The sequence below is a fragment of the Stenotrophomonas sp. TWI819 genome (assembly GCF_039673075.1).
Classification (GTDB): domain Bacteria; phylum Pseudomonadota; class Gammaproteobacteria; order Xanthomonadales; family Xanthomonadaceae; genus Stenotrophomonas; species Stenotrophomonas rhizophila_B.
On sequence record NZ_JBDJKY010000005.1, the window covers coordinates 281,648 to 294,900 of the forward strand.

The following is a 13,253-nucleotide window of genomic DNA, read 5'->3' on the forward strand; positions in this document are numbered from 1 at the left end:
TGCAATGAGCAAGGGTTTCAGGATTGAACACGACAGCATGGGCGAGCTGCAGGTGCCCGTTGATGCGTTGTGGGGCGCGCAGACCCAGCGCGCCGTCGATAATTTCCCGGTGTCGGGCCAGCGTATGCCGCGTGGTTTCATCCGCGCGCTCGGCCTGGTCAAGGGCGCTGCGGCGAACGTCAACGTCGAGCTGGGCCATCTGCCGCGCAACATCGGCAAGGCCATCGAAGCCGCTGCGGCGGACGTTGCAGACGGTCGCCACGACGCGCACTTCCCGATCGATGTGTACCAGACCGGTTCGGGCACCTCCTCGAACATGAATGCCAACGAGGTCATCGCCACGCTCGCCAACCGCGCGGGCAAGGCCGGCAAGACCGCGGTGCATCCCAACGATCACGTCAACCAGGGGCAGAGCTCCAACGATGTGATTCCCACCGCGCTGCGTGTTTCCGCGCTGCTGGGCGTGCATGAGCAGCTGCTGCCTTCACTGGTGCACCTGCGCAAGACCATCGACAAGCGCGGCCGTGCGCTGCGCAAGGTGGTCAAGACCGGTCGCACCCATCTGATGGACGCGATGCCGCTGACCTTCGAACAGGAATTCGGTGCGTGGTCGGCGCAGTTGTCTTCTGCCCAGGAGCGCATCGAGGACAGCCTCAAGCGGCTGCGGCGCCTGCCGCTGGGCGGCACCGCGATCGGCACCGGCATCAATGCCGATCCGCGGTTCGGCACGCTGGTGGCCAAGCAGCTCAAGCAGCAGACCGGCATCAAGTTCGACAGCGCCGAGAACAAGTTCGAAGGCCTGGCCGCACAGGACGATGCGGTTGAACTGTCCGGCCAGCTCAATGCGTTGGCGGTGGCACTGATCAAGATCGCCAACGACCTGCGCTGGATGAATGCCGGTCCGCTGGCCGGGCTGGGCGAGATCGAACTGCCGGCGCTGCAGCCGGGCAGCTCGATCATGCCGGGCAAGGTCAATCCGGTGATTCCCGAAGCCACCGTGATGGTGTGTGCCCAGGTGATCGGCCACCACACTGCGATCACCGTGGCCGGCCAGACCGGCAACTTCCAGTTGAACGTGACGCTGCCGTTGATCGCGGCCAACCTGCTCGATGGCATCAACCTGCTGGCCAACATTACCCGTCTGCTCGCCGATACCGCGATCGCCGGGCTGAAGGTGCGCGAGGATCGCGTCCGCGAGGCACTGGATCGCAACCCGATCCTGGTGACGGCCTTGAACCCGATCATCGGCTACGAGAAGGCGGCGGCGATCGCCAAGCGCGCCTACAAGGAACAACGCCCGGTGCTGGACGTGGCCAAGGAAGACAGTGGCCTGTCCGAAGCCGAGCTGCGCAGGCTGCTGGATCCGGCGGCCCTCACTGCCGGTGGCATCCATGGCGGTGGTGGTGGGGGCGGTTGACCGCTCGCACTACCTGAAACGAAAAACGGGCCGAACGGCCCGTTTTTTTGTGCGTGAGCCTCGTAGCGGCCGTCGGGCCCCAGGGCAAAATCAAGGAGGAGGCCGTCGCCGCCAGGCGGCGGACGGGGGACATTTGCCCAGGGGCCTGCCGGTCACTGCGGGGCTCGCGCACACACTCAGTGGCGAGCGGCCTGCAGGTTGCCGAAGGTCTCGGTGTAATCCTTGAACTCGGGGATCTTCGTGATCAGGTCCGGCGGGATCGGCTGCATGCCATCGGGGACCTGGATCTTCACCGAGCGCTTGGCCGGGTCCGGCGGGGCGTCGGTCAGCGTGTTCTGGCGCAGCACCTGCAGCTGGCCGAACATGCCCTGCAGCATCGCCTGCTGCTCCTCGTTGAGCGGGATTTCGATCTCATCGATCTTCATGTGCCCGTTGGGCAGGATGATGATGTTCGGCGCAGGCGCGCGGCGCACGGTAACCATGCCGTCGCTGACGGTGATCTTGGGCTTGCTGCGCTCGGCGCGGTGATTGCGGTACTCCTGGTCGCAACCGGTGGCGACCAGGCAGAACAGGGCAAACAGCAACAGACTCAGCTTCTTCATGAGCAGGGCAACGCATGCGACGGGAGGGGAGATTGTAGTCCTCCCGCCCCCGGAAGAGCCTGCCTGCGACGCATCGTCGCAGGCAGTGCCGGGATTACCTGCCGCAGTCGTCGATGTCGCTCTGGTCCATCGTCGCGTACGGCTGGAAGGCCGGCAGCGCGGCCGCCAGCGCCTGCTGTTTCGCCATCATGGCCGGCAGCAGGCCACACAGCTTCTGGGCCTGGTCCTCGATCTTCTTGGCCTCTTCATTCACCCGTGCCTCGATCCCCTGGGTATCGCCGGAGAACATGCCCTTGATGGCTTCACCGGCGGCTTTCACGCCCAGATTGGCACCGGCGACGCCGATTTCCATGCCGGCATTGGCGAGCTGCTCGACCTGCTTGCGGTAGTCCAGCAGCAGCGCACGCTGGTGAGCGTCCACGGTAACCGGCTTGCCGTCGATGAGCAGGTCGCCCTGGGGGCTGATCTCCGCCTTCGGGGTCTTCCCGTTGGCGATGGAGATGTTGCCCTGGCTGATCTCCCGGCGGGCCTTGTCGGTGGCCTCCTGTACGGTCTTGCCGATGCCATCGGTATCCAGCGCGCTGGTCGCCGGGGCGGCGGCGCTCTGGTCGGCGGGCGCCTTGCCCTTGCCACTGTCGGGGGCGGTACAGGCCGCGATCGGCAGGCACAGCAGCAGGGCAGGCAGCAGCAGTCGAGTCGTCATGATGCGTATCCGTCAGAGGAGAAGAGAGGCTTACTTGCCGCGCGGCAGTTCAACCCGGCCGCGGACGTTGCTGTGGCGGATATCGCCGCTGCCGCTGTTGGCCACGCGCAGGTCGCCGCCGACATCGCGGACGGTGACATCGCCCGACCCATGACGGTCCACGGTGACGCTGCCGCCGATATCGCGCAGGTCGGTGTCGCCGGAGCCGACGGTGCCGACGCGCACGTTGCCCTTGGTTTTTCGCACATCGGTATCACCGGAGCCGACCACGCCGATCTCGACGTTGCCACCGACGGTATCCAGCTCGAAGTCGCCCGAGCCGATCGTGCCGACCTTGGCGTCCCCGCGGATGTTGCGGGCCTTGAAGTCGCCGGAACCGACCGAGAGCAGGTTCAGCGCACCGGCACCGTCGAGGATGACATCGCCCGAGCCGACCGCTGCAGTCACCAGGCCGTTGATCTCCTGAAGCTTGATGTCACCCGAGCCGACGTCGGCGCTCAGCGAGTGCGCACCGGTGACGCTGGCATCGCCCGAGCCGACCTTGAGCTGGACCAGAATCGAGTCCGGTACGGTGCCGCGCATGTCCAGGTAGGCATAGCTGCTGCCGCTGATGGTGAGCGTGTTGCGGGCGTCGCGCTGCAGGCGGACGACCAGCTTGTCGCCGACCTTCTGCTGGGTCACGGTCAGTTCGCGCAGCCAATCCGCATTGGAGGCGCAGGCGCGCCCCCCGAGCTGGGCCGCGCCCGGGCCAGCCTGCAGCACCAGGTCGTGCTGGTTCACTTCGAACACCACTGCCTTGGCGCCGGTCAGGTCGAGCTTCAGGTCACGGGCTTCGTTGAACTTGCATTGCGGTTCATTGGCGAGCGTGGTCAGCGGCAGCAACAGCAGGGAAGCAACAGCGAGCGTGCGGATCATGGGTGGTTCCTCGATGAAGGGCGGGGATCAGATTTCGCCGGCGCGGCGGCGCAGGCGGATGGCCAGGAACAGGAACACCACGCCGACGGCAGCACCGATCCACAGTTCCGGCATCGCGAAGGCAGCCAGCTGATGGCTCGGGCCCAGCTCGTTGACCAGGTTGTCCATGTTGCCGTTGCCGCTGAACATCGACTCGCCGCGGTAGAACTGGTCGGTGGCCGGCACCGCGCTGAGCAGCAGGCGGCCGACGATGTGCTTCCAGAACCAGCCACCGGTCAGGTCGAACAGGGTCATGACCTTGGTGGTGCTGACAATGATGCCGGCGAACAGCGGCAGCATGACGGCCCACAGGAACGGCTTGGTCTTGGCCCAGGCCGAGCACAGCAGCAGCCAGCCGACGGTCGGCAACGCCCAGAGCAGGTAGACCGGAATCCAGGACAGATGGCCGGCGATGATGGTCAGCGGGCTGGCCGGTCCCCAGATCAGCATCATCGGGTCGCCGCCGTGGGCGATCACCACGATGGAGATCATCACCAGGAAGCCGAACATGGTCAGGGCCGAGGCGATCACCGCGATGATCGGCGCGATCAACAACGCGCTCAGCGCCTTGGACAGGACCGTGGACGTATCCGACAGCGGCAGCGACTTCCAGAACAGGATGCTGCGGTCGCGACGGTCGTCGTACAGGGCGCCCAGACAGTAGAAGAACACCACGAAGGCAAGCACGATCAGCGGCCAGCCCGAGCTCAGGATCAAGGTCAGATCCAGGCCATTGGCCAGGTCCTGCAGGTTCTTGGCATCGAGCTTGCTGGTCAGCAGGCTCAGGTCCAGGCCGTTGATGCTGACGTTTTCGTCGTTGAGGTGGATGCCGCCGCTCTTGACCGCACGGTGCATGGCGACCAGGCCGAACACGATGCCGAGCAGGCTCATCACCAGCGAGATGCCACCGGCGATCACCGGCGCATACAGGAACCCGCCGCGGTTTTCCCAGTACTCACGCTTGAGCAGCCACTTGAACGCGCTGGCCTTGCTGATGGGGTGGTTGACGGTGTTCATGCGTAGGTTCCCTTCATGATGGCCACGAACAGATCCGCCAGCCCGGGGCTGCGGATTTCGCCCAGGGGCGTGAGCTGGGCGCGTGGCACCCCGTCGAACAGCAGGACGGTCTTGCCGAAGGGCAGGGCGCGTTCATCGATCGGCTTGAGCGCGCGTGCGGCCTCCACGGCGTCGGCCGAGACCAGTACTTCGGTATAGCGTTCGCCGATGTCTTCCATATCGGTGGTGAGCACGATGCGGCCATCACGGATGAACATCACATCGGTGAGGATGTGTTCGATCTCTTCCACCTGGTGGGTGGTGACGATGATGGTCTTCTGCTCATCGAAGTAGTCCTCCAGCAGACGCTGGTAGAACTCCTTGCGGTACAGGATGTCCAGGCCCAGGGTCGGCTCGTCCAGCACCAGCACCTTGGCGTCGATGGCCATCACCAGGGCCAGGTGCAACTGCACGATCATGCCCTTGGACAGTTCACGTACGCGCTGCTTGGGGTGCAGCTTGGTGGAGGCCAGGAAGCGCTCGCAGCGCGCCCGGTCGAAACGCGGATGGGTGCCGGCGACGAAGTCGATCGCCTCGCGCACCTTCATCCAGCGCGGCAGCACGGCCACGTCGGCGATGAAGCACACCTCGTTCATCAGCGCGTTGCGCTGCTCGGTCGGGTCCAGCCCGAGCACGCGCAGCTCGCCTTCCACCGAGGTCAGGCCGAGCAGCGCCTTGAGCAGGGTGGTCTTGCCGGCGCCGTTGGGGCCGATCAGGCCGGTGATGCGGCCGGGCGCGATCGTGAAACTGGTGTTGTCCAGCGCCACGGTCTGTTTATAGGCCTTGCGCAGGCCTCGAGCGGAAATGACGACATCACTTGCAACGGCATTCATGAGGATTTCCCCTGGGGCAGCAATTCGTCGAGGTTCAGGCCCAGGCGCTGGATACGCTCCAGGACCAGCGGCCATTCTTCATTGAGGAAGCGGTCGCGCTCGCTGCTGCGCAGCTGCGTGGCCGCTTCTTCGGTCATGAACATGCCCAGGCCGCGACGCTTCTCGACCAGGCCTTCATCAGCCAGTTCCTGGTAGGCGCGCGATACGGTGATGGGGTTGAGCTGGTACTCGGCGGCAACCTGCCGGACCGAGGGCAGGGCGTCGCCAGGCTTGATGATGCCGTCAAGCATCATGGCGATCACGCGCTCCTTCAGCTGGCGGTAGATCGGAGCACCATCGCTCCATTGAATATCGCTCATGGTCAGCTCCGTGGGTTCAGCGACTGCGCGAATGAGAAGTAAGGCATGGACAGGGAGCTGTGCAGCCGGCGGGGGGGCGTGGGGGCGCCAGTGGCGTTCCCTGCCTCGATGACGCCTGCGTCCTGCGGGCCTTCAAACACATCGGCGCTGGCAGGGCTGCCAGCGTCGCCGGAGGGGATGCCGAACCAGCCAAGCAGCAGCAGCGCCGAGGCGGCGGTGATGGCGGTGGCGGAGTGGCGGTGGCGCATGCGGTTCATGGGCTTCCCCTGTCTAGGTGACTGGTGTTGTATGCAACTATAACACCGGCACGCCCAAGGTCAACAGGGTGGCGTACCCAACTGATGGCAGGGGGCATATGACAGGCATGCGCTGGTCGTAACGTGTTGAATTTAAATGGATAGGTGTCTGCGTGGGCTGACGTCTTCCGCCAGCGCACATTCATTGATGTCAATGGTATGGCAAGCCGTTGGCGCATTCAGGCGATCCTCGCAGGATCCGTGTCATCGCGCTGACACAGCCAGAAGCGGCAAGGCGGCCCCTGAACACGGCGCCCTCCAGTGGACTGGCCCACGGCCATCCGGCGGCAAAAACGGCGGTGATATAGTGCCGCCGCAGTCTTGGCGGCCCTTGCCAGGCCGGTTGAGCCCTCGTTTTCCCACCTTGGAGTGTCGCGATGCATTACGTGTCTTTGTTGTCCCCCGTCCGTCGCGACCTTGCCCGGCGCGGGTCGTTGTTGCTGCTGGCCGTCGGCCTGCTGGCTGGCGCGTCGGCCCAGGCGGCGGGCCTGCTGGATGTGAGCTACCGCCCACTGGCGGGCAAGGGTGAGGTCAATCTGGCCAAGCAGTACGGTGGCAAGGTGCTGTTGGTGGTCAATACGGCCAGCAAGTGCGGTTTCACCCCGCAGTACGAAGGCCTGGAAGCCCTGCAGCGCAAGTACAGCGCACGCGGGTTCTCGGTGCTGGGCTTCCCGTCCAATGACTTCAAGGGCCAGGAGCCGGGCGACGAGGCCCAGATCCAGGAGTTCTGCACGCTGACCTACGGCGTGAAGTTCCCGATGTTCCAGAAGGTGGTGGTGACCGGGCCGGAAGCGACGCCGCTCTACCGCAGTCTCGCCACCGCCACGGGCGTGTCGCCGGGCTGGAACTTCCACAAGTATCTGATCAGTCGCGATGGCCGGGTGGTGGCACAGTTCCCGAGCAAGGTCACGCCGGACGATCCGAAGCTGGTCGCGGCGATCGAACGTGAACTCTCTGTCACCGCCAACAAGCGCTGACGATATCGACATCTCGGACGCGCGTGCGACAATGGTTGCTTTCGCGCCGACGTCGGCGTCCAGTCACTTCCAGGAATGCAGCGAATGAAGATGGGAATGCGCGGCGCCGCGGCGTCGGTTCTGATTCTGGCGATGGGTGCCACCGGTACCGCGATGTCGCAACAACCAGCCGCCCGCGCGGCTGTCAAGGAGACTTCCACTTTGAACACCCAACGCGAAAAGCTTGGCTACGCCATCGGTATCGATGTCGCCAGTTCGTTCGGTCCGATTTCCAGCGAGATCGACCTGGCCGCCCTGCGCCGCGGCGTGACCAACGCTTTTGAAGGCAAGCAGCCGTTGATCAGCCAGGAAGAAGCGCAGAAGACCGACGCTGCCCTGCGCCAGGCCGTGATGGCCAAGAACGGCCAGCCGGTCCCGGGCGTTGCGCCGGGTACCGCGCCGCCGAAGGTGGACCGTGAAAAGGTCGGCCTGATGCTGGGCAGCTTCGCCGTGGGCCCGTCGCTGGCGCCGCTGAAGGACGATCTGGACCTGGACGCGCTGTTCGACGCGGTCAGCACCACGTTCAACAATGGCACCCCGAAGATGACCGCCGAGCAGGCCAAGGCCACGCTGGAAGGCTTCATGAAGGGCAAGCAGGCTGAGATGGAGGCCAAGGCGTCTGCCCAGGCCGGCACCAACCGCGTGGAAGGCAACAACTTCCTGGCCAAGAACAAGACCGTGCCGGGCGTGGTGACCACCGCTTCGGGCCTGCAGTACCAGGTGCTGCGTCCGGGTTCGGGCGAGCGCCCGATGCCGACCAGCAAGGTGCGCGTGAACTACGAAGGCAAGCTGCTCGACGGCACCGTCTTCGACAGCAGCTACCAGCGCGGCCAGCCGATCGAGTTTGGTCTGGACCAGGTGATCAAGGGCTGGTCCGAAGGTGTCTCGCTGATGCCGACCGGGTCCAAGTACCGCTTCTGGATTCCGGGCGAGCTGGCCTATGGCGAGCAGGGCACCCCGGGTGGTCCGATCGGTCCGAACGCGACGCTCACGTTCGACGTCGAACTGCTGAACGTCCTGCCGTAACGGATCTGGAGCCCCACCGCCCATGCGCGTTGCGATTTTCGGTACCGGCTACGTCGGTCTTGTCACGGGTACCTGCCTGGCCGAGGTTGGCCACCAGGTGATCTGTGTCGATATCGACCAGGCCAAGGTCGACGGCCTCAACAACGGGATCATCCCGATCTATGAGCCCGGCCTGGAACCGATGGTCAAGGCCAACCACGATGCGTCGCGGTTGACCTTCACTTCCGACGCCGCCGCCGCGATCGCGCATGGCCAGGTGATCTTCATTGCCGTGGGCACGCCACCGGACGAGGACGGCAGTGCCGACCTGCAGTACGTGCTGGCCGTGGCCCGCACCATCGGCCGGCACATCACCGTGCCGGTGGTGGTGGTGAACAAATCGACCGTGCCGGTAGGCACGGCCGACAAAGTCCGTGAGGCCATCGCGCAGGCGCTGGCCGAGCGCGGCGTGGAGATCGCGTTCGACGTGGTCTCCAACCCCGAATTCCTCAAGGAAGGTGACGCGGTCGCCGACTGCATGCGGCCGGACCGCATCGTGGTGGGCGCGTCCAATCCCGAATCGGTCGCGCTGATGCGCCGCCTGTACGCGCCGTTCAATCGCAATCACGACCGCGTGGTGGAGATGGACGTGCGCTCGGCGGAGCTCACCAAGTACGCGGCCAACGCGATGCTGGCGACCAAGATTTCGTTCATGAACGAAATCGCCAACATCGCCGAGAAGGTCGGTGCCGACATCGAGCAGGTCCGTCAGGGCATCGGCTCGGATCCACGCATCGGCTGGCACTTCATCTATCCCGGCGCCGGCTACGGCGGCTCGTGCTTCCCCAAGGATGTGCAGGCCCTGGCCCGGACCGCCCAGCAGTACGGCCATGAGCCGAAGCTGTTGAATGCGGTCGAAGCCGTCAACGAACATCAGAAGGGCCATCTGTACGCCCTGATCCAGCGCCATTACGATCGTGGCGAGGACGAAGGCGTGCGTGGCAAGACCTTCGCGGTGTGGGGGCTGGCGTTCAAGCCCAACACCGATGACATGCGGGAGGCCTCCAGCCGCCGCCTGCTGGCGCAGCTGTGGGAGGCCGGTGCGCAGGTGCGCGCCTATGATCCGGAAGCGACCGAAGAAGCGCGCCGCATTTTCGGCGAGCGCGATGATCTGGTGTTCTGCGACAACGCTTACGACGCCCTCGAGGGCGCCGATGCGCTGGTCGTGGTGACCGAATGGAAGCAGTTCCGCAGCCCGGATTTCGTCCGCCTGCGCGAGATGCTCAACGATGCGGTCGTCTTCGACGGCCGCAATCTGTACGACCCGCAGGACATCGAAGCTGCGGGCCTGGCTTACTACGGCATTGGCCGGGGACGTTCGTTGAATGCATGAGTCCACACCCTCCGAGCGCGAACAGGCACTGGAAGCACGCCTGATCGAGCTGGAAATGCGCGTCTCCTTCCAGGAGCAGGCGCTGGCCCAACTGAGCGAGGCGCTGGCCGATGCGCGCATGGAAGGCAACCGCAATGCCGACCTGACTCGCATCCTGCTCGAAGACCTCGGCAAGGTCCGCACCGCGTTGTATTCCGATTCGGCCGAAGAGCCGCCGCCTCCGCATTACTGATCTGACGTCATGAGCGATACTCTCCGCGACCAGCTGCTGGGCCTTGGCTTCAAAGCCGCGCCCAAACCCGAACGAACCAACGACCGCAAGCCGGATCGTCGACCCGACGCGCGCCGTGACGGCCGCCCGGCCGGCAAGCCGCAGGGCGCACGCCCGGCCGGCAAGCCCGGTGAGGGCCAGCGTCCCGCCCGCGACGGCGACCGCCGTCCGCAGCAGGGCAAGGGCCGGCCCGCTGGCGCCCGTCCGCCACAGGGCGCGCCCGGCAAGCCCCGCTCGCGCGAGGACATCGACCTCGCCAAGGCGTATGCGATCCGTGCGCAGAAGGAAAAAGACGACCGTATCGAGGCCGAGCGCCTGAAGCAGGAAGAAGCGCGTCTGCGTCGCGAAGCCAAGGCCAAGCTGGAGGTCCTGCTGGAAGGCAAGTCCCTCAACGCCGAGGCGGCCGACATCGCGCGCCACTTCCCGTACGGCGGCAAGATCAAGCGCATCTACGTCACCGCCGACCAGCTCAAGGCACTCAATGCCGGCGAGCTCGGCGTGCTGCAGCAGAACGGCCGCTATGTGCTGGTGACTGCTGCGGTGCTCGCCGAAGCCGAAGCGGTGTTCGCACCGTCGGTGGCGCTGAAGGTCGATCCGGATGCGCCGGCCGGGGACGATCCGTACGCCGACCCGCAGTACCAGGTGCCCGACGACCTGGTCTGGTGATTCCAGCGGGATCGCGGCGCACGCGATCCTGCTTCTGCAGGGATAACGGCGGAGGACCGCGTTATTCCGTGATCGGCCCGGCGACTTCCTGACCGGCCTGCCAGACCGTGCCAACGCGCTGCGTGTTGGCGATATCCACCAGCGGATCGGCATCGAGCACCAGCAGGTCGGCGCGCTTGCCGGCGGCAATGCGGCCGCGGTCGGTCAGCCCCAGCAGCGCTGCCGCTTGCGTGGTGGCGACCTGCAAGGCTTCGGAGGGCGTCAGCCCGGCCTCCACCAACAGCTGCAGTTCGCGATGTTCGGCCACGCCGATCACCCGTTGCGGCATCGCGCCGGCATCGGTGCCGAAGCCGAGCTTCACGCCGGCCGCATGCAGGCGACGCACGTTGTCCAGATTCGTTGCGACCGCCTTGCGCGCGGCGGCCACCCCACTGCCGGCCAGTTGCGCACGCTGCCACTCCGGCTGCGACCAGCGCGCCAGCACATCGGCGTGCAGCGCCTGGCGCAGGAAGGGCTGCTGCAACGCCAGCGGATGCTCGGCATACCTGTAGTTGGCCTCGTCGATGGCGATGGTGGGGATGTACCAGGTGCCCTGGTCGCGCATCTTCCGCGCCAGCATCGGATCCACCGCCCGGTCGCGGATGCCGTGGGCGAGGATGTCGACCTTGGCATCGACCAGGTCGCGGGCCTGCTCCAGATCGTGGATGTGCGCGGCGACCTTGAGCCCGCGCGCATGCGCTTCGGCGATGGCGGCGCGATACACCTCCGGGGTCATCATCGGACGCTTGCCACCGAGGTCGTCCACCCACAGCTTGATCAGGTCCACGCCATCGGCATGCTGGATGGCCACGGCCGCGCGCGCTTCTTCGGCGTTGCGCGGGCGTGCCACCGGATCGTGGCTCAGGCCCATGGTGTCGGCCGGGGGCGCACCCTCCGGGGCGCCGATACCGCCGCCGGCGCCATACAGCTGCGCACCCAGCCGAGGATCGGCGTTCACCGCCTTGCGGATGTCGAAAAAGTCCGCGCCGTTCATGCCCAGCGCCGTCACCGTGGTGATGCCGTAGCGCTGGAACTGGCGCAGGTCGTGCACCACGTTGTCATGGGTGTAGAAGCGGTCACCGTGCTCCAGCCCCTGCGTATTGCCGACGTGGGCATGGTCGCTGACCAGCCCGGGCAACAGGGTCTTGCCGGTGTAATCGATGCGGCGCGCCTGTGTGGCGGCCGCCGGCAGCGGGGTGCCGACATGCACGATCCGCGCGCCGTCGATCAGCACTGGCGTTATGCCGAGGTCGCGGGTGCCATCGAAGACGCGCGCATTTTCGAACAGGATCGGCTCGGCCGCGGCGGGCAGGGCAGTGGTGGCGGCAAGCAGCAGCGCCCACAGGCGGGTCGGTCGCATCAGCGGCTCCAGTCAGGGGGAGCCCTGAGCCTACCCCATCCGGAGGATCGGGTTGCTGGACTGTGGCCGGTACGCCCGGGAGCGGACGATCAGCGCGTGCGCGCCCGCAGCAGCGGCAGACTGATCGCAAAGAAGCACAACAGTGCGCCAGCCAACGCAAACCCGCTGCCTGCCAGGAACGCGGTACGGCCCTGATCGATCGGCCACAACTGGCCCGCGATCAGCGCGCCGAGCACGCCGCCCACCCCGGAGGAGAAACCGTACAACAAGCCCTGGCCATGGCCGTTGAGGCGGCCGGGGAAGTAGGTCGCCAGCATCTGCATCGCCGCGGCGAAGAAGGCGGCAAAGCCCAGCGCGTGCGCGGTCTGGGCGAGGAGCATCACCGGCAGGTTTTCCGGGAACAGCGCGGTGACCGCCCAGCGCACGGTGGAACTGAGCAGGGCGATCAGCAGCATCCAGCTGGCGTCATAGCGGCGGAAGAAGCGGCCGATGGTGAAAAACACACCCACTTCGAACACCACCCCGACCGTCCAAAGCACGCCCAGCGTGGAGGTCGCATAGCCGTGATGATCCATGTAGACCGAGAAGAAGGTGTAATAGGGGCCGAACGACAGCTGCTCCATGAACGCGGCCAGGAAGAACGCCAACACCTGCGGCTTGCGCACGATCGCCCAGAACCCGCTCGCGTCGCCGTCGCTGCGCTGCAGGTTGCGTGCGTAGTGGTTGGCAAAGCCCGAGGCGGTCAGCAGGCCGAACAGCGGCAGCATCAACCACGGCAGCAGATGTGCGTTGCCGGCGCCGCCGTCGCCTTCGATGATCCAGCCGAACAGCATCACCACGGCGATGAAGCCCAGCGAGCCCCACACCCGGATCAGCCCGTAGCGGTGGCTGTCGCTGCCCAGGTGGGTCAACGTGATGGATTCAAACTGCGGCATCACCGCGTTGTAGAAGAAGCAGAACGCGATCATCGCCGGGTACAGCCACGGCTGCGGCAACGGCAGCAGGAACGCGCAGAAGGTCAGCAGGGTGAGCACGCAGCCCAGCCGCAGCCAGAAGATCGGGCGCGGCGAGGCGGCGGCGAGGGAGGTCCAGGTCGTGGGGGCCACGATGCGGGTGGCGTACCAGATGCCCATCATCACGCTGATCGCGGTGACGCTCATGCCGCGCGAGGTCAGGAACAACGACCAGTACGGCGTGAACGCGCCCAGGGCGGCGTAGTAGAACAGGTAGAACGAGGACAGGCGGACGGCCGGTACGGCGTCGCGGGGGAAGGCGGTCATGCG

Annotated in this window: 15 protein-coding genes; 6 read left to right on the top strand and 9 right to left on the bottom strand. The window is 66.0% G+C overall.

Features of this window, described 5'->3' with window-relative positions; translation table 11 throughout:
- Positions 1 to 4 precede the first annotated feature (4 nt).
- Complete coding sequence (locus tag ABE463_RS09555) at positions 5 to 1,417, top strand: class II fumarate hydratase (RefSeq protein ID WP_346467996.1); 1,413 nt, start codon at positions 5 to 7, stop codon at positions 1,415 to 1,417.
- 176 nt (positions 1,418 to 1,593) lie between these two features.
- On the opposite strand, the gene ABE463_RS09560 is transcribed toward ABE463_RS09555, so the two are convergent.
- The 7 genes from ABE463_RS09560 to ABE463_RS09590 all read right to left on the bottom strand — a co-directional run bounded on the left by ABE463_RS09560 (position 1,594) and on the right by ABE463_RS09590 (position 6,181).
- Positions 1,594 to 2,019: a hypothetical protein gene (locus ABE463_RS09560; RefSeq protein ID WP_313212783.1), complete on the bottom strand. Its 426-nt coding sequence runs from the start codon at positions 2,017 to 2,019 to the stop codon at positions 1,594 to 1,596.
- Between the two features lie 94 nt (positions 2,020 to 2,113).
- Positions 2,114 to 2,722, bottom strand: coding sequence for a YggN family protein (locus ABE463_RS09565; protein ID WP_259261577.1), 609 nt, complete (start codon positions 2,720 to 2,722; stop codon positions 2,114 to 2,116).
- A gap of 30 nt (positions 2,723 to 2,752) precedes the next feature.
- The gene (locus ABE463_RS09570; protein WP_346467997.1) at positions 2,753 to 3,637 is read right to left on the bottom strand and encodes a DUF2807 domain-containing protein; all 885 of its coding nucleotides are present in this window, start codon (positions 3,635 to 3,637) and stop codon (positions 2,753 to 2,755) included.
- Positions 3,638 to 3,664: 27 nt separating this feature from the next.
- Entirely contained in the window at positions 3,665 to 4,693 is a 1,029-nt protein-coding gene (locus ABE463_RS09575) for a hypothetical protein (RefSeq protein ID WP_346467998.1), read from the bottom strand.
- Positions 4,690 to 5,565, bottom strand: a complete 876-nt coding sequence (locus ABE463_RS09580; RefSeq protein ID WP_259261580.1) for an ABC transporter ATP-binding protein — start codon at positions 5,563 to 5,565, stop codon at positions 4,690 to 4,692. The genes ABE463_RS09575 and ABE463_RS09580 overlap by 4 nt, the downstream gene beginning before the upstream one ends.
- Positions 5,562 to 5,924, bottom strand: a complete 363-nt coding sequence (locus ABE463_RS09585; RefSeq protein ID WP_019185943.1) for a GntR family transcriptional regulator — start codon at positions 5,922 to 5,924, stop codon at positions 5,562 to 5,564. Before ABE463_RS09585 ends, ABE463_RS09580 begins: the two co-directional genes overlap by 4 nt.
- A 2-nt stretch (positions 5,925 to 5,926) precedes the next feature.
- Positions 5,927 to 6,181 carry a hypothetical protein gene (locus ABE463_RS09590; RefSeq protein WP_346467999.1) on the bottom strand — a complete coding sequence of 85 codons (255 nt, stop codon included), beginning with the start codon at positions 6,179 to 6,181 and terminating at the stop codon, positions 5,927 to 5,929.
- A 416-nt stretch (positions 6,182 to 6,597) separates the two neighbouring features.
- Here ABE463_RS09590 and ABE463_RS09595 point away from each other — a divergent pair, with 416 nt between their 5' ends.
- The 5 genes from ABE463_RS09595 (at position 6,598) to ABE463_RS09615 (ending at position 10,571) form a co-directional block, all read left to right on the top strand.
- A complete protein-coding gene (locus tag ABE463_RS09595) occupies positions 6,598 to 7,197 on the top strand; it encodes a glutathione peroxidase (protein WP_346468000.1) in 600 nt (199 codons plus the stop codon).
- An 84-nt stretch (positions 7,198 to 7,281) separates the two neighbouring features.
- Complete coding sequence (locus tag ABE463_RS09600) at positions 7,282 to 8,262, top strand: FKBP-type peptidyl-prolyl cis-trans isomerase (RefSeq protein ID WP_346468001.1); 981 nt, start codon at positions 7,282 to 7,284, stop codon at positions 8,260 to 8,262.
- A gap of 22 nt (positions 8,263 to 8,284) precedes the next feature.
- Positions 8,285 to 9,634, top strand: a complete 1,350-nt coding sequence (locus ABE463_RS09605; protein ID WP_346468002.1) for a UDP-glucose/GDP-mannose dehydrogenase family protein — start codon at positions 8,285 to 8,287, stop codon at positions 9,632 to 9,634.
- Positions 9,627 to 9,866, top strand: coding sequence for a SlyX family protein (locus ABE463_RS09610; RefSeq protein WP_346468003.1), 240 nt, complete (start codon positions 9,627 to 9,629; stop codon positions 9,864 to 9,866). Before ABE463_RS09605 ends, ABE463_RS09610 begins: the two co-directional genes overlap by 8 nt.
- A 9-nt stretch (positions 9,867 to 9,875) precedes the next feature.
- Positions 9,876 to 10,571 (top strand): DUF2058 family protein, encoded by a 696-nt coding sequence (locus ABE463_RS09615; RefSeq protein ID WP_346468004.1) that lies wholly within the window; start codon positions 9,876 to 9,878, stop codon positions 10,569 to 10,571.
- A 61-nt stretch (positions 10,572 to 10,632) separates the two neighbouring features.
- On the opposite strand, the gene ABE463_RS09620 is transcribed toward ABE463_RS09615, so the two are convergent.
- Complete coding sequence (locus tag ABE463_RS09620; RefSeq protein ID WP_346468005.1) at positions 10,633 to 11,970, bottom strand: amidohydrolase family protein; 1,338 nt, start codon at positions 11,968 to 11,970, stop codon at positions 10,633 to 10,635.
- Positions 11,971 to 12,059: 89 nt separating this feature from the next.
- The gene (locus tag ABE463_RS09625; protein WP_346468019.1) at positions 12,060 to 13,250 is read right to left on the bottom strand and encodes an MFS transporter; all 1,191 of its coding nucleotides are present in this window, start codon (positions 13,248 to 13,250) and stop codon (positions 12,060 to 12,062) included.
- Positions 13,251 to 13,253 lie beyond the last annotated feature (3 nt).